The sequence below is a fragment of the Salinisphaera sp. PC39 genome, assembly GCF_040361335.1.
Taxonomy (GTDB): domain Bacteria; phylum Pseudomonadota; class Gammaproteobacteria; order Nevskiales; family Salinisphaeraceae; genus APNM01.
On the sequence record NZ_APNM01000018.1, the window covers coordinates 1 to 19,715 of the forward strand.

At 69.2% G+C, this 19,715-nt stretch carries 15 protein-coding genes, 2 pseudogenes and 1 riboswitch; of the genes and pseudogenes, 10 read left to right on the top strand and 7 right to left on the bottom strand.

Annotated elements, in window-relative coordinates:
- Positions 1-116 precede the first annotated feature (116 nt).
- The 6 genes from PC39_RS14500 to PC39_RS14525 form a co-directional block, all read right to left on the bottom strand.
- Entirely contained in the window at positions 117-2,120 is a 2,004-nt protein-coding gene (locus PC39_RS14500; RefSeq protein WP_353254123.1) for a TonB-dependent receptor, read from the bottom strand.
- 154 nt (positions 2,121-2,274) lie between these two features.
- Entirely contained in the window at positions 2,275-2,568 is a 294-nt protein-coding gene (locus PC39_RS14505; RefSeq protein ID WP_353254124.1) for a hypothetical protein, read from the bottom strand.
- Between the two features lie 141 nt (positions 2,569-2,709).
- Positions 2,710-3,270, bottom strand: a complete 561-nt coding sequence (locus PC39_RS14510; RefSeq protein WP_353254125.1) for a cob(I)yrinic acid a,c-diamide adenosyltransferase — start codon at positions 3,268-3,270, stop codon at positions 2,710-2,712.
- Between the two features lie 22 nt (positions 3,271-3,292).
- Complete coding sequence (locus PC39_RS14515; RefSeq protein ID WP_353254126.1) at positions 3,293-3,862, bottom strand: hypothetical protein; 570 nt, start codon at positions 3,860-3,862, stop codon at positions 3,293-3,295.
- Positions 3,863-3,871: 9 nt separating this feature from the next.
- On the bottom strand, positions 3,872-4,459 hold the full coding sequence (locus tag PC39_RS14520) for a TonB-dependent receptor domain-containing protein (RefSeq protein WP_353254127.1): 588 nt from the start codon (positions 4,457-4,459) through the stop codon (positions 3,872-3,874).
- A 7-nt stretch (positions 4,460-4,466) separates the two neighbouring features.
- Positions 4,467-5,747, bottom strand: coding sequence for a TonB-dependent receptor domain-containing protein (locus PC39_RS14525; RefSeq protein ID WP_353254128.1), 1,281 nt, complete (start codon positions 5,745-5,747; stop codon positions 4,467-4,469).
- Between the two features lie 143 nt (positions 5,748-5,890).
- A riboswitch (cobalamin riboswitch) is annotated at positions 5,891-6,111 on the bottom strand.
- A 128-nt stretch (positions 6,112-6,239) separates the two neighbouring features.
- On the opposite strand from PC39_RS14525, the pseudogene PC39_RS14530 reads away from it, so the two are divergent.
- From PC39_RS14530 to metH, 3 genes and pseudogenes are all read left to right on the top strand, one after another.
- Positions 6,240-7,265: pseudogene (locus PC39_RS14530) on the top strand (homocysteine S-methyltransferase family protein); the annotation flags it as partial.
- Positions 7,266-7,327: 62 nt separating this feature from the next.
- Positions 7,328-7,696, top strand: coding sequence for a GxxExxY protein (locus PC39_RS14535; protein ID WP_353254129.1), 369 nt, complete (start codon positions 7,328-7,330; stop codon positions 7,694-7,696).
- A gap of 53 nt (positions 7,697-7,749) precedes the next feature.
- Positions 7,750-10,452, top strand: a pseudogene (gene metH, locus PC39_RS14540) (methionine synthase); the annotation flags it as partial.
- Positions 10,453-10,597: 145 nt separating this feature from the next.
- Here the strand turns inward: metH and PC39_RS14545 are convergent.
- Entirely contained in the window at positions 10,598-11,026 is a 429-nt protein-coding gene (locus tag PC39_RS14545) for a SufE family protein (protein ID WP_353254131.1), read from the bottom strand.
- Positions 11,027-11,158: 132 nt separating this feature from the next.
- On the opposite strand from PC39_RS14545, the gene yidD reads away from it, so the two are divergent.
- The 7 genes from yidD to PC39_RS14580 all read left to right on the top strand — a co-directional run bounded on the left by yidD (position 11,159) and on the right by PC39_RS14580 (position 19,710).
- Positions 11,159-11,437 (top strand): membrane protein insertion efficiency factor YidD, encoded by a 279-nt coding sequence (gene yidD / locus PC39_RS14550; RefSeq protein WP_353254132.1) that lies wholly within the window; start codon positions 11,159-11,161, stop codon positions 11,435-11,437.
- Between the two features lie 108 nt (positions 11,438-11,545).
- A complete protein-coding gene (gene ileS, locus PC39_RS14555; protein ID WP_353254133.1) occupies positions 11,546-14,734 on the top strand; it encodes an isoleucine--tRNA ligase in 3,189 nt (1,062 codons plus the stop codon).
- A 69-nt stretch (positions 14,735-14,803) separates the two neighbouring features.
- Entirely contained in the window at positions 14,804-15,055 is a 252-nt protein-coding gene (locus tag PC39_RS14560; RefSeq protein ID WP_353254134.1) for a type B 50S ribosomal protein L31, read from the top strand.
- A 209-nt stretch (positions 15,056-15,264) separates the two neighbouring features.
- On the top strand, positions 15,265-16,710 hold the full coding sequence (gltX, locus tag PC39_RS14565; protein WP_353254135.1) for a glutamate--tRNA ligase: 1,446 nt from the start codon (positions 15,265-15,267) through the stop codon (positions 16,708-16,710).
- Positions 16,711-16,758: 48 nt separating this feature from the next.
- A complete protein-coding gene (locus tag PC39_RS14570; RefSeq protein WP_353254136.1) occupies positions 16,759-17,070 on the top strand; it encodes a hypothetical protein in 312 nt (103 codons plus the stop codon).
- A 64-nt stretch (positions 17,071-17,134) separates the two neighbouring features.
- The gene (locus PC39_RS14575; protein ID WP_353254137.1) at positions 17,135-18,421 is read left to right on the top strand and encodes a TolC family protein; all 1,287 of its coding nucleotides are present in this window, start codon (positions 17,135-17,137) and stop codon (positions 18,419-18,421) included.
- A 20-nt stretch (positions 18,422-18,441) separates the two neighbouring features.
- On the top strand, positions 18,442-19,710 hold the full coding sequence (locus PC39_RS14580) for an efflux RND transporter periplasmic adaptor subunit (RefSeq protein ID WP_353254138.1): 1,269 nt from the start codon (positions 18,442-18,444) through the stop codon (positions 19,708-19,710).
- The last annotated feature ends 5 nt before the right edge of the window (positions 19,711-19,715 follow it).

Genomic DNA, 19,715 nt, shown 5'->3' on the forward strand with positions numbered 1-19,715 from the left:
TGCCAGCCGAACGCAGACCGCTTGACCCGAGACATAGAATCTCTCCCCCAAGGGGGGAAAGGGGAGTGGGCCGCGGGCGGAGGGGATGATGTCCTCCGGGGGCGTGGCGAGGGCTGTCAGAACCGCACGTTGATGCCGGTGGTCAGGCGGCGGCCCGGCTGGGGGACGTCCAGGAACGAGGTGTGGCGCACGATCTCGTCGTCCAGCAGGTTCTCGCCGCGCAGGTAGACCAGGGTGTCGGCGTCGCCGGTGGTCAGGCGGTAGCCGAGGAAGGCACCCAGGTCGGTGAAGCCGTCGGTGGCGTCCTCCAGCGGGGCGGTGCGGTCCTGGCGGTCGGCGTGCAGGACTTCCAGGTTGGCGAGCCAGGGGCCGCCGGCGTAGTCCAGGCCCGCGCCGTAGCGGGTCGGCGTGATCCGCGGCAGGTCTTCGCCGCCGGAGAGCTCGCCCCGGACCAGGTCGCCGAACACCCGCAGTGTCAGCCGCTTCGGGCCGGCGAGCAGGTCGTAGCCGGCCTCCAGCTCGGCGCCCAGGAAGTCGGCGTCGGCGGCGGCGTAGTCGAGCAGCAGCAGTTCGCCGTCGGGGTCGAAGTCGCCTTCCTCGTCCACGCGGTCGGCCTGGCCGTCGCTGGCCGGCGTGCCGGTGCCGTCGGCGTTCAGGCCGCGGTCCACGGAGCGCAGGTACACGAAATCCTTGTAGTTGGTGTAGAAGACGTTGGCGGACCAGCGCAGGCGGCCGTCGCTCTTGCGCAGGCCCAGGTCGACGTGCCGGGCGGTCTCCTCGTCCAGGTCGACGTCGCCGCGCTCGAAGGTCTGGGTCGCCTCGTGCGGGCCGAAGCTGTAGAGCTCCTCGGTGGCCGGGGCCCGTTGGTAGCGGCCGGCGCTGAGCGACAGCGTGACGCCGTTGCCGAGCGGACGCAGGCCGCCGAGCGACAGGCTCAGCGGGGTGTGGTCGCGGTCCGGGTTGCCGCCGGAGGCGTCGTGCTCCTGGCGTTCGACGCGGGCGCCGGCCTGCAGGATCCAGGCCCCGAGCGGGCGCTCCTCCACCGCGAACAGCCCCAGGCTGCGGGTGTCGGTGGGCGGCACGAAGATCTCTTCCTCGCCGTAGGCCTCGAACTCGCGGTCGATAGCCTGCAGGCCGACGGCGCCGCGCCAGCCTCCCGCATGGGCATGGCCCAGTTCCAGACGCAGTTCGGTCTGCTTGTTCTCGAAGAAGGCCTCGCCGCCCTCGGCGTGCAGGTAGTCGGTGTGTGCGGCCGCGACGCTCAGGCGCTCGAAGCCGGGCAGCGGGTCCAGCAGCTCGCCCATGACGTCGACCCGGTCCTGGTCCATGGCGATGACGGCGTCCTCGCCGGGGATGCCGTAGTCGCGCTGGAAGCCGCTGACGGCGCCGCCGATGTAGCCGCGATCGCCGCTCCAGGATAGGCCGCCGCTGTAGGTCTGGGTGTCGGTGGCGCTGTTGCCGATGCGGCGGTCGTCGTCCGCCCGATAGTCGCCGGTGTCGCGGGTCAGGCCCTGCAGGTTCCAGGCGAGGTCGCCCATGCCGCCGGTGAGGTCGAGCCGGGCCAGGGCCTCGTCCAGGGTGTCGTCGCCGTAGGCCAGGTCCATCTGGCCGGTGAGCCGGGTGGGGGCGCTCTGCGGCACGCGGTCGGTGACCGTGTTGACCACGCCGCCGATGGCGCCGGAGCCGTAGAGCAGGGTGGCCGGGCCCTTCAGGACTTCCACCTGGCGGGCGCCGAGCGGGTCCACCGAGACCGCGTGGTCGACGCTCAGGGTGGAGACGTCGCCGCTGCCCAGGCCGTTTTCCTGGACCCGCACGCGCGGGCCGCCCAGGCCGCGGATCACCGGCTGGCCGACACCGGCGCCGAAGTCCGCGGAGGACACGCCGGGCTCCCGGGCGAGGAGCTTGCCCAGGCTCTGTTCGCGGCGGCGCAGCAGGTCGTCGTCGGCGAGCACGGTGCTCGGGTGCATCGCCTCGGCCTCGCCGCGGCCGCCCAGGGGCAGGGCCTCGATGACGATGGTCTCCATGGCGTCGGTGTCGGCGGTCGCGTCGTTGTTCGCGGCCGCGGGCAGCGCGGCCGACAGGGCCGCGCCCAGCAGAAGGCCGGGTACGTGGATTCGCATGATCTGGTCTTCCCTCGCGTGGGCGCGCGATGGCGCCCGGAATCTCGGTTGCCGCTGTCACGGCGGCGCGGCGCCCTTGCGTCCGGACCCGCGTGGGCGGGTCGTCGTGCTCGGGCGGAGCGGCCGGCATCGCCGGCCGGGCCGAGGCGTCGCCTCAGCCGTGGTGGAGCGAGGGAAGCGGCGGCGCGCGGCTGCGGTAGCCGCGGGCGGGGGAGACGGCCGGCGGCCGGGTGTCCACGGCGCGTTCGGGGCCGTGGGCGGGCGCCGTGAGCGCGGTGCCGGTCTCGGCCGACGGGAGCGCGCCGCCGCCGTGGCCGTGCGGGCAGGCGACGCAGTCGTGATCGGCGTGCTGGCCGACCGGATGATCGAAGGCGTGCGCCACCGCCAGGGCCTGCAACAGCAGCAGGCCCGCCAGCAGAACGCTCAGGTGGCGGCGGGATCGAAACATAATTGGGTTTTGTTTAAGTCGGTCGGGGTCGGCTTGTCAATGGATCGATCGGTCGGGGTCGGTCCGGTGGATGCCGGATAAGACACGCCGCGTCTCTCCGGTATGGCGCCGGGGAGCGAGGCGTGCTTGCCGGGGACGGCGTCAGTCGCGCTCCAGCAGCACGTCGCCCAGTCCTTGGCGATGGTTGTCGTGGCGCGCGGCGACGAACAGGTAGTCGCTCAGGCGGTTGAGGTAGGTGTGCACCGGGGCCGGCACCGGCTCGTCGCGGTGCAGGGCCTGGAGATCGCGTTCGCAGCGGCGGCAGATGGTGCGGGCCAGGTGCAGGTGGCCGGCGGCGCGGCTGCCGCCCGGCAGGATGAATTGCTTGAGCGGCGGCAGGTCGGCGTCGGCGGCGTCGATCCAGCGTTCCAGTTCCTCGGTCTCGGCGGCCGCCATCGCGGGGATGGGGAAGCCGATCGCGTCCGGATCGGGCACCGCGATCTGCGAGCCGAGCTTGAACAGCTTGTGCTGGATCGCCCGGAGTTGGTCGGGCAGCGGCGGCGCCGGGTCGTGCGCCAGGGCCAGGCCGATGGCGCTGTTGAGCTCGTCCACGTCCCCGTAGAGCACCAGCCGGGGGTGGTCCTTGGGGACGCGGCCGACACTCAGGAGTTGGCTGGTGCCGCGATCGCCGGTGCGGGTGTAGACCCGAGCCTTGTTCGCCATGCGGCGGGCGGGACGCGCCGCCTCAGGCGGCGGCGCCGCGCCGGCCGCGCAGCGTCGCCACGCCGGCGTGGGCGAGCGCGCCCAGCGACACCCAGAAGACCAGGGTGGCGAGGTAGGCCGGGAAGTAGCGTGCCTCGCGCGCCGCGAATTCGGCCAGCGTCGGGTCGGCGACGGTGCCGGACAGCCAGTAGAAGCCGCCGCTGGAGAAGGCCTCGCACACGACCGCGCCGACCGCGACGGCGCCGGCCAGTGGCGCCAGGGTGTCCCAGGCCATGCGATGCCGGGCCGCGTACCAGCGGCCGGCCGCCCAGAGGGCGGCGTAGGCCGGCAGCAGCATGGCGTAGGCCGGCGTGAAGCAGTAGGCGGCGATGCCGCCCCAGCCGACCGTCGCCGCGTCCAGCGCGAAGGCCAGCGCCAGGAACGCCGGCAGCGCGATGCCGGCGGTCAGGTAGACGCCGGCGGCGAAGAACACCGCCCAGGAGCCGCTGTGCAGGAGCTCGGGTCCGCCGAGCTGGGGGCTCCGGGTGACGGCCATCAGCAGGGCCAGGCCGCCGGCGATAAGCAGTTGCTGCTTGGTGTTCAGAGTACGCACTGGGTGCTCCTAGGGCTGATATCGAAGGGTCACGAAGTAGACGCGGCCGGGTTGCTCGTAGAAGGCCGCCGTCTCGTAGTCTTCATTGAACAGGTTACTGATTCGGGCCTGCAGGCGCCAATCCGGGGCCAGCTTCAACCCGCCGCGCAGCTCCACCAGCTCGTAGCCGTCCAGCTCGTCGTCGTTGGCCGGCTTGTCGTAGGTGTCGCCGGCCACGGTCAGCCCGGCGCCGGCGCTGAAGCGGCCGAATTCGCGGTCGATGTCGAGCTGGGCGCTGTAGTCGGGACGGCGCGGCAGCTCGTTGCCCTCGTTGGGGCCGTCCTCGATCTCGGCGTCCAGCCAGGTGGCGTTGGCGTTGACCAGCCAGCCGGCCAGGGTCGCGCCGGCCTCGGCCTCCACGCCGCGGATGCGGGATTCGCTGATGTTCTGCGGCGTAAACACGCTGTTGAGCACGATCAGGTCGTCGATGCGGGTCTCGTAGGCGTGCAGCGACCAGCGGCCCCACGTCTCGCGCGCGTCCAGACCCAGTTCGTAGGTGCCGGACTCGACCGGGTCGAGGTCGGGGTTGGAGGCGGGCGGGGTAAGCCCCTCTACCAAAGCCCGGCTAGCCCGGGAAATCGGGATAGTAGAGCTCGTTGAAGGTGGGCGCCTTGAACGCGGTGCCGTAGGACACGCTCACGGTGTGGCGGCCGGTGAGGTCGAAGCCGTAGGTGGCCGAGCCGGTGGCGTGCTCGCCGAACTGCTCGTTGTCGTCGCCGCGCCCGGCGAGCTGGATCTCGTGGCGGCCCCAGCGGCCCAGGTACTGCGCGAACACGCCCTTGTTGTCGCGCTCGTCCTCCTTGTAATCCGCGCTGCTGGTCAACTCCTCGCGCCGGTAGTCCAGGCCCAGGGTGAGCAGGTTGCCCGGGGCCAGCGTGATGTCGTTCTGGAGGCTGAGGGTGTCGCGCTCGGTCTCGAAGGTGTTGACGTAGCTGCCGTCCAGGAAGCTCTCCGACTCGTCGCGGTTGTGGCCGGCCGCCAGCTTCACGCGCCAGGCGCCGGCGGGACGGCCGGTCACGGACAGGCCGTAGACCTCGCGGGTGTTCTCCGATTCGTTGGTGGTGGAACCGTCGAACTCGACGTCGCCCCGGGTGTGCAGGGCGTGGGCGTCGACCCGCAGGGCGTCGCTGAAGCGGTAGCCGACGCGGGCGGAGGCGTCGATGCGCTCGTAGCCGTCGTCGTCCGGCTCGTCGGCGAAACAGGCCGAGAAGGCGTCGCAGGCGTCGAAGCCGTCGGTGTTCTCCAGGCCGTAGCTGACGTTGTAATTCAGCCGGCCGTCGCCGCCGGACAGGCCGATGCGGCCCTGGTGGCGGTCGTGGCTGCCGGTGCCGGCGCTGAAGTAGGGCTTGGTGCCCTCGCCGCCGTCGCGGGTGAAGATCTGGATCACGCCGCCGATGGCGTCCGCGCCGTAGAGCGAGGAGCGCGGGCCGCGCACGATCTCGATGCGCTCGATCTGACCCACCGGCAGGTCCTGGATCGCCGGGATGCCGGAGGTGGCGTCGCCGTAGCGCACCCCGTCCACCAGCACCAGGACATGATCGGATTCGGTGCCGCGCATATAGACCGAGGTCAGCTTGCCGGGGCCGCCCTCGTTGGCGACGTTGATGCCCGGCGAGCGGCGCAGCAGCTCGGTGACGGACTCCGCCTGCAGGCGCTCGATGTCGGCGCGGGTGATGACCGTGGTCGGGGCCAGGGTGTCCGACTCCGCCTGCGGCGTGCGGTTCGCCGTGACCACGACCCGGTCGAGCGACTGGGCGTCCGTGGCCCGGGTGTCGTCGTCGGCGGTATTGGCGTGCAGGACCAGCGGCCAGCTCAGCAGCAGGACACCGGCGATTCGGCTGTTCATCGGCTTGTCTCCCTCGTCGGGCGCGCGCACCCGCGCGCCGGGCATGGCGGCGTGGCACGACGGAGACGGGGCCGGGAGGCGCGTGCGGACGACGCGCCGGGGGCGGTCGCTTGCGCCGGCCGGACCATCGCCCACCGCGATGCCAGTGCCTCGTGCGACAGGCCGGTCTCCGGGCTCGCGAGCGACGTTTCCGTCGGCGACCGCGCCTTCCCGGGTCCGTGGCCCAGTGGCGTGTGGCGGTCGCGCTGGCTCGCCTACCGTTGCGGGGGCAGCGCCGGATTTGCCGCGCGTGTCGCGCGGCGCACCGTCTTCCCGTTTCACCCGGCCGTCGGGGCGGCCGGACACCTGTCGAGCGGCGAGAGCCTAGTGACGGGGCGGGGGCGCGTCAAGTCGCGCCGAATGCCGTCGTCACGGCGATAGCGGCACCTGATTTTCTGCTTATCCGCATAAGCGGATATACTGGTTGGCTGAACTTCGGTAACGATCGAGTCAATGAGCGACCAGCTTAGGCAAGCGCTGAACGAGCGGATACTGGTGATCGACGGCGCCATGGGCACCATGATCCAGAACCGCGGACCCGACGAGCAGGACTTCCGCGGCAACCGCTTCCAGGATTGGGACAGCGATCTCAAGGGCAACAACGATCTGTTGTCCCTGACCCGCCAGGACCTGATCCGCGAGATCCACGGCGAGTACCTGGAGGCCGGCGCCGACATCCTGACCACCAACACCTTCTCGGCGACCACCATCGCCCAGGCCGACTACAGCATGGAGTCCCTGGCCGAGGAGATGAACCGGGTGTCGGCGGAGCTGGCCCGCGAGGTGGCCGACGAGTACGCCACCGACGACAAGCCCCGCTTCGTGGCCGGCGTGCTCGGCCCGACCAACAAGACCGCCTCGATCTCGCCGGACGTCAACGACCCCGGCAAGCGCAACACCGATTTCGACGAGCTGGCGACCGCCTACGGCGAATCCGCCGCGGCCCTGATCGACGGCGGCGTGGACATCCTGCTGCTGGAGACCATCTTCGACACGCTCAACGCCAAGGCGGCGATCTACGCCTGCCGCCGGCTGATGCGCGAGCGCGGCATCGATGTGCCCCTGATGATCTCCGGCACCATCACCGACGCCTCCGGCCGCACGCTCTCCGGCCAGACCACCGAGGCCTTCTACAACTCGATCGCGCACGCCCGGCCGCTGACCGTGGGCCTGAACTGCGCCCTCGGCCCGGCCGACCTGCGCCAGTACGTGGCCGAGCTCTCGCGCATCGCCGCCTGCTACGTGCACGCCTATCCCAACGCGGGCCTGCCCAACGAATTCGGCGAGTACGACCTGCAGCCCGACGAGATGGCCGAGCACATCGGCGAATGGGCGGAAGCGGGCCTGCTCAACATCGCCGGCGGCTGCTGCGGCTCCACGCCCGAGCACATCGCCGCGATCGCCGACGCCGTCGCGGACAAGGCCCCGCGCCAGCTTCCGGAAATCCCGCGGGCCATGCGCCTGTCCGGCCTGGAGCCCTTCACCGCCGCCGCCTGAGGACAATCCACCGATTCCACGGATTTCACGGATGAGATTCAGGGATGTTCAAGGACGACCCGGAGACGTTCGCGATCATAGGCGCGGCGATCGAAGTGCATAAGGAATTGGGATGCGGGTTCTCGGAACCCGTCTATCAGGAAGCCCTGGCATGCGAGTTGGGCGGCCGGGAAATTCCTTATCGAAGAGAGGTGCCTTTCGATGTCGTCTACAAGGGGAGAGTTCTGAGAACGACCTATCGAGCCGACTTCGTTTGCTTCGACTCGACCATAGTCGAACTGAAGGCGCTGACGCATATGTCCGGCAACGAGGAGGCCCAGGTCCTCAACTACCTCAGGGCCTCGAATCTGAACAAGGCTTTGCTGATCAATTTCGGCGAGCGCAGCCTGCGCCACAGGCGCTTTGTCAACTAAATTCCGTGAAATCTGAGTAATCAGTGGATTCTATGACCCAATCTTCCACCCAGTTCATCAACATCGGCGAGCGCACCAACGTCACCGGTAGCGCCAAGTTCCGCCGCCTGATCAAGGAGGAGCGCTACGACGAGGCGCTGGAGGTGGCGCGGCTCCAGGTCGAGAACGGCGCCCAGGTCATCGACGTCAACATGGACGAGGGCCTGCTGGATTCGGCCGAGGCCATGCGCAAGTTCCTCAACCTGATCGCCGGCGAGCCCGACATCGCCCGCGTGCCGGTGATGGTCGACAGCTCCAAGTGGGAGGTCATCGAGGCCGGCCTGCAGTGCATCCAGGGCAAGGGTATCGTCAACTCGATCTCCCTCAAGGAAGGCGAGGAGGCCTTCCTGGAGCAGGCGCAGGCCTGCCTGGACTACGGTGCCGCGGTGGTGGTCATGGCCTTCGACGAGGAGGGTCAGGCCGACACCGAGGACCGCAAGGTGGAGATCGCCGAGCGGGCCTACAAGCTGCTCACCGAGAAGCTGGACTTCCCGCCCGAGGACATCATCTTCGACCTCAACATCTTCGCGATCGCCACCGGCATCGAGGAGCACAACAACTACGCGGTGGACTTCATCAACGCCACCCGCCGGGTGCGCGAGTCCTGCCCCGGCTGCCACGTCTCGGGCGGCCTGTCGAACGTGTCCTTCTCGTTCCGGGGCAATGAGCCGGTGCGCCGCGCGATGCACTCGGTGTTCCTGTACCACGCGATCCCCGCCGGCCTGGACATGGCGATCGTCAACGCCGGCCAGCTCGACGTCTACGACGAGATCCCCGAGGAACTGCGGGAAGTGGTCGAGGACGTCGTGCTCAACCGCCGCGACGACGCCACCGAACAGTTGCTGGAGATCGCCGACAAGTTCAAGGGCGACGGCAAGCAGAAGGAGAGCCAGGAAGACCTCGCGTGGCGGGAATGGCCGGTCGAGAAGCGCCTGGAGCACTCCCTGGTCAAGGGCATCGACAGTTATGTCGAGGACGATACCGAGGAGGCCCGTCAGAACGCCGACAAGCCCCTGGAGGTGATCGAAGGGCCGCTGATGGACGGCATGAACGTGGTCGGCGACCTGTTCGGCGCCGGCAAGATGTTCCTGCCGCAGGTGGTCAAGAGCGCCCGCGTGATGAAGAAGGCCGTCGCCTACCTGCTCCCCTACATCGAGGAGGAGAAGGCCGAGGCCGACAAGGGCGGCAACAACGGCAAGATCATCATGGCCACCGTCAAGGGCGACGTCCACGACATCGGCAAGAACATCGTCGGCGTGGTCCTCCAGTGCAACAACTTCGAGGTGATCGACCTGGGCGTGATGGTGCCCGCCCAGCAGATCCTGGACACCGCCGAGAAGGAGAACGCCGACATCATCGGGCTCTCCGGCCTGATCACCCCGAGCCTGGACGAGATGGTCAACGTCGCCAGCGAGATGCAGCGCCGCGGCATGACCCAGCCGCTGCTGATCGGCGGCGCCACCACCTCGCGCGCGCACACCGCGGTCAAGATCGACCCCGCCTACGACGGGCCCGTGGTCTGGGTGAAGGACGCCAGCCGCTCGGTGCCGGTGGCCTCGCGCCTGGTCGAGAAGGGCGGGCACGAGGCCATGAAGGCCGAGCTCAAGACCGAGTACGACGAGCTGCGCGAGCGCCATGCCAGCAAGAGCAAGGAGAAGTTCCTCACGCTGGCCGACGCCCGCGCCAACAAGACGCCGATCGACTGGACGGACTACGAACCGCCGCGTCCGACGCTGCCCGAGAGCACGGAATACGCCGAGCGCCGGCCCGTGCCGTACGCCGGTGGCGGCCAGGCCGACCCGCCCGAATCCGGCCTGTACGTGTTCGACGATTTCCCCATCGAGACCCTGATCGAGACCATCGATTGGACGCCGTTCTTCCTGTCCTGGGAGATGAAGGGGCGCTATCCGAAGATCCTCGACGATCCGGACAAGGGCCCCGAGGCGCGCAAGCTGTTCGACGACGCCCAGGCCATGCTCAAGCGCATCGTCGACGAGAAGTGGCTCACCGCGCGGGCGGTGGCCGGCATCTTCCCGGCGCGCACCGTGAACGACGACGACATCGAGGTGCTGTCCGACGACCGCGGCGAGGCGGTCAAGGTCCTGCACCATCTGCGCCAGCAGAGCGAGCACCGCAAGGGCGTGCCCAACCGCTGCCTGGCCGATTTCGTGGCGCCCGAGGACTCGGGCAAGCAGGACTGGGTCGGCGCCTTCGCGGTGACCGCCGGCCTCGGCTCCAGCGATATGGTCGAGAAGTTCAAGGCCGAGAACGACGACTACAGCGCGATCATGGTGGAGGCCCTGGCCGATCGTCTGGCCGAGTCCTTCGCCGAGTGGCTGCACAAGCACGTGCGCACCCAGCTATGGGGCTACAGCGCGGACGAGTCGCTGTCCAACGAGGACCTGATCAAGGAGAAGTACGACGGCATCCGGCCGGCTCCCGGCTATCCGGCGTGCCCCGAGCACACCGAGAAGGACGCCATCTGGGAACTGCTGGACGTCGAGGCCAACACCGGCATCGAGCTCACCGACTCGCGCGCCATGTGGCCCGGTGCCGCGGTCTCCGGTCTGTACTTCAGCCACCCGGAATCGCGCTACTTCGTGGTCGGCCGTGTCGACAAGGACCAGGTGCGCGACTACGCCAAGCGCAAGGGCTGGGACGAAGCCACCGCCGAGCGCTGGCTGGCGCCGAACCTGGGGTACAACCCGGACGAGTGAGGGGAGGAAATCTCCCCATTCCCCTTTTTCAGAGGGGGTCAGGGGGATTTAGCCGACGCTGAGAAATCCCCCTCATTCCTCCTTTGGAAAAGGGGGATGTGAGGCGCCGTGGTTCTCTTGCTCCCTTCCCAGGGAGGCGAGGGGATTACGCCGCGACCCGCTCCGCCGCCAGCCGCCGGATGGTCTCTACCATGGAATGCAGCCCGTTGCGGCGGTTGGCGGTGATGTGCTGCTCCAGCTTCAGCTCCTCGAAGATGGCGCGGATGTCGGTGTCCACGATCTCCTGCGGAGTCCGGTCGGAATAGATCTGGAACAGGATCGCGATCAGGCCGCGCACGATGTGCGCGTCGGAGTCGCCCCGGAAGTGCAGCACCGGCCCTTCGGCACCGTTGGGTCGGTCCTCGGCGGTGAGCCACACCTGGCTCATGCAGCCGCGCACCTTGTGCTCGTCGGTCTTCTCGGCGTCGTCCATGGGTTCGAGCTTGCGCCCCAGGTCGATGATGAAGCGGTAACGCTCCTCCCAGTCGGGCAGCATCTCGAACGTGGACTTGAGCTTTTCGATCTGCGCATCCATACCCGTATTTTAACAGTTCGGGCGGCCCCGCCCCGATGCCCGAGCCCTATCTCCACATTCCCTCTCCCCCTTGGGGGAGAGAGTGTTGTGGGATTCGGACGAGATTCGCGCCCGTCGCGCTACAATAAGCCCGTGATAGACGTCATCCGCCGCCTCCTGGTCCGCCTGCTCCAGCTGCCGATCCATGCCTACCGGCTGCTGGTGTCGCCGCTGCTCGGCCCGCGCTGCCGCCACATCCCGAGCTGCTCGGCCTATGCCCTGCGGGCGCTGGAGGTGCACGGCCCGGTCTACGGCACCTGGCTGGCCGTGCGGCGGGTGACCCGCTGCCACCCGCTGAATCCGGGCGGCGAGGATCCGGTGCCGCCCCGGCGCGGCGAAAAAGTGTCCTCCCCTTTGAAAAAGGGGAGTTAGAGGGGATTTCTTAAGGCCGTGAAATCCCCCTTGATCCCCCTTTGAAAAAGGGGGAAACCGGGGCCGCACTTTGCCCTGTGCTAGTAACCCTTTACTATTTGCGCCCCCATGACCCGATCCGCGCCACCACGATTCCCCGAGCACAAGGGGCTGGACTTCCCGTCGCTGGACGCGGAGGTGCGCGTGCTTTGGGACGAGCAGCGCGTATTCGAGCGCTGCGGCGAGCTGCGGCGCGACGCGCCGGTGTTCACCTTCTACGAGGGGCCGCCGACGGCCAATGGGCGGCCCGGCATCCATCACGTGCTCGGGCGCACGGTCAAGGACGCCTTCTGCCGCTACAAGACCATGCGCGGCTACCGGGTCGACCGCAAGGCGGGCTGGGACACCCACGGCCTGCCGGTCGAGATCGAGGTGGAGAAGGAGCTGGGCCTCAAGTCCCGCGAGGACATCGAGGCCTACGGCATCGCCGAGTACAACGCCGCCTGCCGCGAGTCCGTGCTGCGCTACAAGTCGCAGTGGGATGAGTTGACCCGGCGCATCGGCTACTGGGTGGACCTGGACCATCCGTACGTCACCTTCGCCAACGAGTACATCGAGTCGGTCTGGCACCTGCTCCGGCGGCTCTGGGACAAGGGCCTGCTGTACAAGGGCTACAAGATCCACTGGTACTCGCCGGGCACCGGCACCGTGCTGTCCTCGCATGAGGTCAGCCTGGGCTACAAGGAGGTGGACGATCCCAGCGTCACCGTGCGCTTCCCGGTCGCCGGCGAGGCCGACACCTATTTCCTGGCCTGGACCACCACGCCCTGGACCGTGATCTCCAACGCCGCCCTGGCGGTGGGCGCGGACATCGACTACGTGCGCGCCGGCAACGGCGAGGAGACCGTGATCCTGGCCGCCGCCGCGGTGCCGCGCGTGCTCGACGACAGCTACACCGTCGAGGCGACGATAGCCGGGCGCGACCTGGTGGACACGCGCTACACGCCGCCGTTCGACCATTTCCGGGATGCCGAGGGCGCGGACAACGCCTGGCGCGTGGTTGCCGCCGACTTCGTGTCCACCGAGGACGGCACCGGCATCGTCCACATCGCTCCCGCCTTCGGCGCGGACGACAACGCCGTCGGCCAGGCCGAGGGCCTGCCGCTGCTCAACCCGGTGACCCGTGACGGCCATTTCGCGGAAGACGTGCCGGACATCGGCGGGCTCTGGTTCAAGGACGCCGACAAGCCCCTGATCCGCACCCTCAAGGACAAGGGCCTGCTGTTCGCGCGCGCCACCGTGCGCCACAACTACCCGCACGACTGGCGCAAGGGCACGCCGCTGCTCAACTACCCGGTGGAGAGCTGGTTCGTGCGCACCGCCGCGCACAAGGACCGGCTGGTCGAGCTCAACGAGACCATCAACTGGTATCCGGACTACGTCGGCAAGGGCCGCTTCGGCGACTGGCTCGCCAACAACGTCGACTGGGCCCTGTCGCGCCACCGCTACTGGGGTACGCCGCTGCCGATCTGGGTCTCGGACACCGACCCGTCGCACGTCGAGGTCATCGGCTCCATCGCCGAGCTGAGGGAAAAAGCCGGCGATGCCGTGCCGGCGGACGCCGAACTGGACCTGCACCGGCCGCACGTCGATGACATCACCTGGCCCGCCCCGGACGGCGGCACCATGCGCCGGGTGCCAGAGATCATCGACGTCTGGTTCGACTCCGGCGCCATGCCCTTTGCCCAGTGGCACTACCCGTTCGAGAACGAGGACGCGTTCAAGGCCAACTTCCCGGCGGACTTCATCGCCGAGGGCCTGGATCAGACCCGCGGCTGGTTCTACACCCTGCACGCCATCGCCGCGCTGACCGAGGACTCGGTCGCGTTCCGGAACGTCGTGGTCAACGGCCTGCTGCTGGACGCGAACGGCGAGAAGATGTCCAAGTCCAAGGGCAATACGGTGGACCCGTTCGAGGCCCTGGACACCCACGGCGCCGACGTCATCCGCTGGTACATGCTGGCCAACAGCCCGCCCTGGGAGAACACCAAGTATAGCGAGCGCGGCCTGCGCGAGACCCGCACCAAGGTGTTCGGCACCCTGGAGAACGTCTACGCCTTCTTCGCCACCTACGCCAACATCGACGGCTTCGATCCGGCGACGCCGGCGCCGCCGGCGTCCGAGCGCCCGGAGCTGGACCGCTGGATCCTGTCGCGGCTGCAGACCACGGCGGCCGAGGCGGTGGCGGCCCTGGACGACTACAACCCGACCCGCGCCGCGCGCGCGGTCGAGCGCCTGATCGACGAACTCTCCAACTGGTACATCCGCCGCTCGCGCGCCCGCTTCTGGGCCGGCGCCCGGGCCGACGGGGCCGCGGACGACGGCGCCGACAAGCGTGCCGCCTACCACACCACCCACACCGTGCTCGCCGCGCTGGCGCGGCTGATGGCGCCCATCAGCCCGTTCTTCGCCGACTGGCTGCACCGCAACCTGGCGGCCGGTGACGCGCCGGATTCGGTGCACCTGGCGGATTTCCCGGCGCCGGACGAGACCCTGGTGGACGCCGCCCTGGAGCGGCGCATGCGCCTGGCGCGGGCGGTCGTCGCCAACGTCCTGGCCCTGCGCAACGAGGCCGGCATCAACGTGCGCCAGCCGCTGTCCCGCATCCTGGTGGTGGAGGAGGCCGGCGTGGCCAGGGCCGATGTCGAGGCCGTGGCGGCCATCGTGCTCGACGAGGTCAACGTCGACGCCATCGAGTATGTCGCCGGCACCGGCGACCTGGTCAGCCGCAGCGCCAAGCCCGACTTCAAGCGCCTGGGCCGGCGCCTGGGCAAGCTGATGCAGCCGGTGGCGCGGGCCGTGGCCGAGCTGGGCGATGCCGAGATCGACGAATACCTGCGCGACGGTGTGCTCACCCTCAACGTCGCCGATCACCCCATCGAGCTGGAAGAGGGCGACCTGATCGTCTCCGCCGAGGGCATCGAGGGCTGGCTGGTGGGCCGGGAGGATGGCGTTACGGTGGCGTTGGATAGTACAATCTCCGATTCGCTGCGCCAGCGGGGTCTGGCGCGCGAGGCCGTCAACCGTATCCAGCGCCTGCGCAAGCGGGCGGATTTCCACGTCGCCGATCGCATCGCGCTGGAATACGCGGCCGACGCCGCTGTTGCCGACGCCATCGAGGCGCACCGCGACTGGTTGGCGGCGGAGACCCTGGCGGCCACGGTGACGATGGCGGACGAACCCGCCGGCGAGGCCCGCGAAGACTTCGACATCGACGGATTGAAGCTTCGCGTCGGCGTCAAACGAGTGACGGACTGATAACCCCCTCTCCCTAACGCTCTCCTCGAGGCGGGGAGAGGGGATTGATTGAACAGAGGCGTAGCGATCATGAAGAAGGACATCCATCCCGAGTACCGGCCGGTGGTATTCAAGGACATGGGCAGCGATTTCGCGTTCCTGTCCCGCTCCACCGTGCACAGCAACGAAACCATCCAGTGGGAGGACGGCAACGAATACCCCCTGATCAAGCTGGAGGTGACCTCGGCGACGCACCCGTTCTACACCGGCAAGCAGACCATCATGGACTCGACCGGCAAGATCGAGCGCTTCCGCATGCGCTACGGCATGGGCAAGAAGTAGAGAATACTTGTCTCTTGTCCAGGCCGGCCCCCGTCGCCGCCCGCCAGCTACAGCGGCAGTTCGCCGCCTGACCCGGATTCGACGGAAGGCCGGCTAACCACAGAGGCACAGAGGCACAGAGGGTAGGAAGGTGCTGAGTACTTCTTCATCCTCTTCGCGCCCTGTGCCTCTGTGTCTCTGTGGTTCGTGAATAGCCGAATTCGAGCCTTATGACCGTCGTAACCCGCTTCGCCCCGTCGCCCACCGGCTACCTGCACATCGGCGGCGCCCGCACCGCTCTCTACTCCTGGCTGCACGCCCGCCATACCGGCGGCCGCTTCCTGCTGCGCATCGAGGACACCGACCGCGAGCGCTCCACGCCCGAGGCGGTGCAGGCGATCCTGGACAGCATGGAATGGCTGGGCCTGGACCACGACGGCGAGATCACCTACCAGACCCGACGCTTCGACCGCTACCGGCAGGTGCTCGACCGGCTGCTGGACGAGGGTCGCGCCTATCGCTGCTACTGCACCGCAGCCGAAGTGGAGGCGATGCGCGAGGCGCAGCGCGCCCGCGGCGAGAAGCCGCGCTACGACGGCACCTGGCGTCCCGAGCCGGGCAAGACCCTGCCGGAGCCGCCGCCCGGCGTGTCGCCGGTGATCCGCTTCGCCACGCCGCGCACTGGCGAGATCGTGATCCCGGACCTGATCAAGGGCGACATCGTGCTCTCCAACGAGGAGCAGGACGACCTCATCATCGCCCGCTCCGACGGCACGCCCACGTACAACTTCTGCGTGGTGGTGGACGACATGGACATGGGCGTGACCCACGTCATCCGCGGCGACGACCACGTCAACAACACCCCGCGCCAGATCCACATCTACGACGCCCTGGTGGACATCGGCGAGGCCGGTGAGGGCGCACGCCCGCCGGTGTACGCGCACGTGCCCATGATCCTGGGCGAGGACGGCAAGCGTCTGTCCAAGCGCCACGGCGCGGTCGGCGTGATGGCCTTCCGCGAGCAGGGCTTTTTGCCCGAGGCCCTGCTCAACTACCTGGTGCGCCTGGGCTGGTCGCACGGCGACCAGGAGATATTCAGCCTCGCCGAGATGGTGGAGTTGTTCGACCTGCGCGACGTGCAGCGCGGCGCCGCCACCTTCAATCCGGAGAAGCTGCTCTGGGTCAACCACGAGCACATCAAGGCTGCCGACCCCGACTACGTGGCCAAGGAACTGGCCTGGCACCTGCATCACCTGGGCGTGGCCACCGACGACGGCCCGCCGCTGGCGGACGTGGTTCGCATCCAGCGCGAGCGCTGCAAGACCCTGGCCGACATGGCCGAGAAGAGCGTGTACTTCTACCGCGATGTCGAGGCCTACGACGACAAGGCGGTGAAAAAGCACCTTAAGGTCCCGGCCCGAGACCGCTTGGCCGAGGTCCGCGCGGCCCTGGGCGGGCTCGATGCCTGGGAGCCCGAGCCCCTCCACGCCGCCGTGCACGGCGTGGCCGAGGCCGCGGAGGTCGGCCTGGGCAAGGTGGCGCAACCGATCCGCGTGGCGATCTCCGGCGGCCCGGTGTCGCCGCCCATCGACGAGACCCTGGCGGTCCTCGGCCGCGAGCGCACCCTGGCGCGGCTGGATGCGGCCATCGCCTTCCTCGACGAACGCGGGGACTGAACCGGCCGCATTGGCGGCGGCCCGTGCCGCTGTTAGGCTCTACGGCCCATGAGTTCTCCGGCGCGCCGACTCATCCACCTGCTCGTGGTCCTGTGCCTGACCGCCAACGGCCTCGCATGGGCCGGGCACGTGGATTTGCCCGCGCCGGCGGGCGGGACGAGCACCGCCCACGCCCATGTCGACGGCGGCGACCTGGTCGATCGCTGCGACCATTGCTGTCATGCCGGCGCCCATCTCCTGGCATTGGCGCCGACGATACGGGCCGAAGGCCCGGCCATGCCGGCCGTCGCCGGCGCACGGGTCGCCGAGATGCCGGTCGAAACCCTGCCCGACCCGCCCTTCATACCGCCCATAGCCTGAGTCTTCCTCGCCGAGTGCCGCGGGCCCGCGCCCGTGGTCTGCCCAATCGCGATGAGGACTCGCCATGCGTTTCCATCCGTTGCTTGCCGCGGCCGGTCTCCTGTGCCTGGCCGCCGCGGCCCAGGCGGTCGAGCCGGAACGGCTGCCGCAACCGCTGACTCTGGACCGGGCCCTGCAATGGGCCACCGAATACAACCCGACCCTGCGCAGTGCCCGCATCGAGCTGCGCCGCCGCGAGGGCGTGCGCGAGCACGCCGACGTTGCGGTGCCCTCCAACCCCGAGCTCGAGCTGGAAAGCGCCGAGCGCGAAGCGCCGGACGGCACGACCACATCGGATATTGGTGTCCGCCTGTCCCAGGAATTCTGGATCGCGGGCCAGGGTGAGCTGCGCGAAGCCGCGGCCGAATCCCGGCTCGCCGGGGCGCGCGCCCAGCTCGACTTCCTGAGGGCCGCGGTCCGCGCGCGGGTGCGTGCGGCCTTCCTGCAGGCCCTGGTCGCCGATCGAGCGGTCGCCACGGCCGAGGCCGTGCTGGCGGTCAACCGCGACCTGGCGGCTTACGCCAGACGCCGGCTCGATGCCGGCAAGGCCAACCGGCTGGAGGCCAATACCGCGCGCATCGGCCTGGGTCGTGCCCGGGCCTTGCTGGCGCAGGCGCGGAATCGGCAGGTCCAGGTCCGCTTGCGGCTGGCCGAGTTGCTGGCCGTGGACCCATCCGAATCGCTGTCGTTGCAGGGCCGGCTGGCGCCGGCGCCGCTGCGGCTACCCGGCCGGAACCAGTTGCTGCAGCGTGCCGTGCGGCGGCGTGGCGACCTGGCGGCGGCGGCGAAAGAAGTCCACGCCGCGCAGGAGGAGCTCAAGCTAGCCCGCCGTCAGGTCGTGCCCAACCTGAAGGTGTTCGGCTTCTACAAAGAAGAGGAGAACGCCCAGGTGGCCGGTGGCGGCGTGGGCTTTGAGCTGCCGCTGCTGCACCGCTATGGCGGCGAGCGCAAGCAGGCCAGTGCCGAGCTGGACGCCGTCCTGCTGGCGCGAGATACGTTGCAACGCACGGTCCGCATTCAGGTGCTGTCCGCGCTGTCGGACTACCAGGCCGCACGCGAACGGGTCGCCGCCTTGACCGAGGAGGTCGTGGCCGCCGCCCGTCAGAACTTCGAGCTTACGCGCCGCGCCTTCGAGGCCGGTGAGCTGGGTGCGCCGGCCCTGACCGCCGCCCAGGACACCCTGATCAACACCCGCCGCGACTATCTCGATGCACTGGATGCGCTGGTGGTCGCGGGCACCGATCTGGAGCGCGCCACCGGCGGCCTCGTTGCGATGGACAACGCCGCCGCCCGGAGCGAAGCGTCCCGATGAATCGACAGGAGACACCTATCATGCCCCGCACGAACCGGATTTGCGCTTGGCTGCTGCTTGCCGCACTGGCACCGCTTGGCGCCTGTGGTCAGGACGCCGCCGCGCCGGCCCAATCGAAAGATCCGCGTCACACGACGGAAAAGGCCCGGCAAGGCGATCATGGCGGCCACGAGGAAAAAGGTCACGAGCCGGGCCGGGAGGAAAAGCAAGCTTCCCGCCAGGACCGCGTGCATCTCACGAAGACGCAGCGCCAACGTCTTAGCCTGAAGATCGCATCGGCCGAGGCGGGCTCGACCGCCGCCCTCGTGCAGGCGCCGGCCACGGTGCGCTTCGACGCCGACCGGGTGGCCCGGGTCGGCCCCAGGCTGGAGGCCAAGGTGGTCGAGATCACCAAGGATCTGGGCGAGAAGGTCCGGGCCGGCGAGACCGTGGCGGTGCTCGACAGCGTGCAGCTCGGTCGCGCCAAGGCGGATTACCTGACCGCCGCCGCGCGTTACGAGTCGGCGCGGGCCGATTATCGGCGCGACCAAAAGCTGGCCGGGCGCCAGATCGTCAGCGAGGCCGAGCTGCTGGATTCCAGGGTGGGCTATCTGCAGGCCAAGGCCGAGCGCGATGCGGCCCGCGCCGAGCTGCGGCTGTACGGTCTCGACGAGTCGGCCATCGACGCCATCGCCGTCGGCGGCGAACAACCGCTGTCCCGGTACGAGCTCAGCGCGCCCATGGCCGGCGTCATCCAGCGCCGCGACGTGATGCCGGGGCAAACGGTGTCGGCCGATGAAACCCCGATCCACATTGTCAACAGTGAGCGGATGTGGGTCATGGTCGAGGTCGCCGAAACCGATATGCCGCGTCTGGCGCCCGGCCAGCGGATGAAGCTGACCGTGCGGGCCCTGCCCGGCAGAACCTTCACCGGCAAGACCGACTGGGTCTCCCGGGATCTGGACGAGCAATCGCGCACGGTGCGCGTACGCGCGATCGTACCCAACGGGGACGGCCTGCTGCGTGCGGGCATGTTCGGCACCGCGCGCATCCATACCGAGAGCGAACAACGCCTTGCCTTGGTGCCGGTGGACGCGGTGCAGACCGTCGACGGGCGGCAAGTGGTGTTCGTGCCCGGCCAGGAGCCCGGGGCGTTTCGCGCGATGCCGGTACGCACCGGCGCCGAGGCGGATGGACGGGTGGAGATCCTCGCCGGCGTCGAGCCCGGCGAGCGTCTGGTCGTGTCGGGCGCGTTCGATCTGATGTCCGCCCTGACCGCCAGCGGCCGCAACGCGGCCCATGGCCACTGATCGGC

Coding starts and splice junctions, on each gene's coding strand:
- PC39_RS14510 (WP_353254125.1), bottom strand. CDS start 3,270: ATGGCGAACAAGGCTCGGGTCTACACCCGCACCGGCGATCGCGGCACC.
- PC39_RS14580 (WP_353254138.1), top strand. CDS start 18,442: ATGCCCCGCACGAACCGGATTTGCGCTTGGCTGCTGCTTGCCGCACTG.
- PC39_RS14500 (WP_353254123.1), bottom strand. CDS start 2,120: ATGCGAATCCACGTACCCGGCCTTCTGCTGGGCGCGGCCCTGTCGGCC.
- PC39_RS14570 (WP_353254136.1), top strand. CDS start 16,759: ATGAGTTCTCCGGCGCGCCGACTCATCCACCTGCTCGTGGTCCTGTGC.
- ileS (WP_353254133.1), top strand. CDS start 11,546: ATGACCCGATCCGCGCCACCACGATTCCCCGAGCACAAGGGGCTGGAC.
- PC39_RS14505 (WP_353254124.1), bottom strand. CDS start 2,568: ATGTTTCGATCCCGCCGCCACCTGAGCGTTCTGCTGGCGGGCCTGCTG.
- gltX (WP_353254135.1), top strand. CDS start 15,265: ATGACCGTCGTAACCCGCTTCGCCCCGTCGCCCACCGGCTACCTGCAC.
- PC39_RS14545 (WP_353254131.1), bottom strand. CDS start 11,026: ATGGATGCGCAGATCGAAAAGCTCAAGTCCACGTTCGAGATGCTGCCC.
- PC39_RS14575 (WP_353254137.1), top strand. CDS start 17,135: ATGCGTTTCCATCCGTTGCTTGCCGCGGCCGGTCTCCTGTGCCTGGCC.
- PC39_RS14525 (WP_353254128.1), bottom strand. CDS start 5,747: ATGAACAGCCGAATCGCCGGTGTCCTGCTGCTGAGCTGGCCGCTGGTC.
- PC39_RS14560 (WP_353254134.1), top strand. CDS start 14,804: ATGAAGAAGGACATCCATCCCGAGTACCGGCCGGTGGTATTCAAGGAC.
- PC39_RS14535 (WP_353254129.1), top strand. CDS start 7,328: ATGTTCAAGGACGACCCGGAGACGTTCGCGATCATAGGCGCGGCGATC.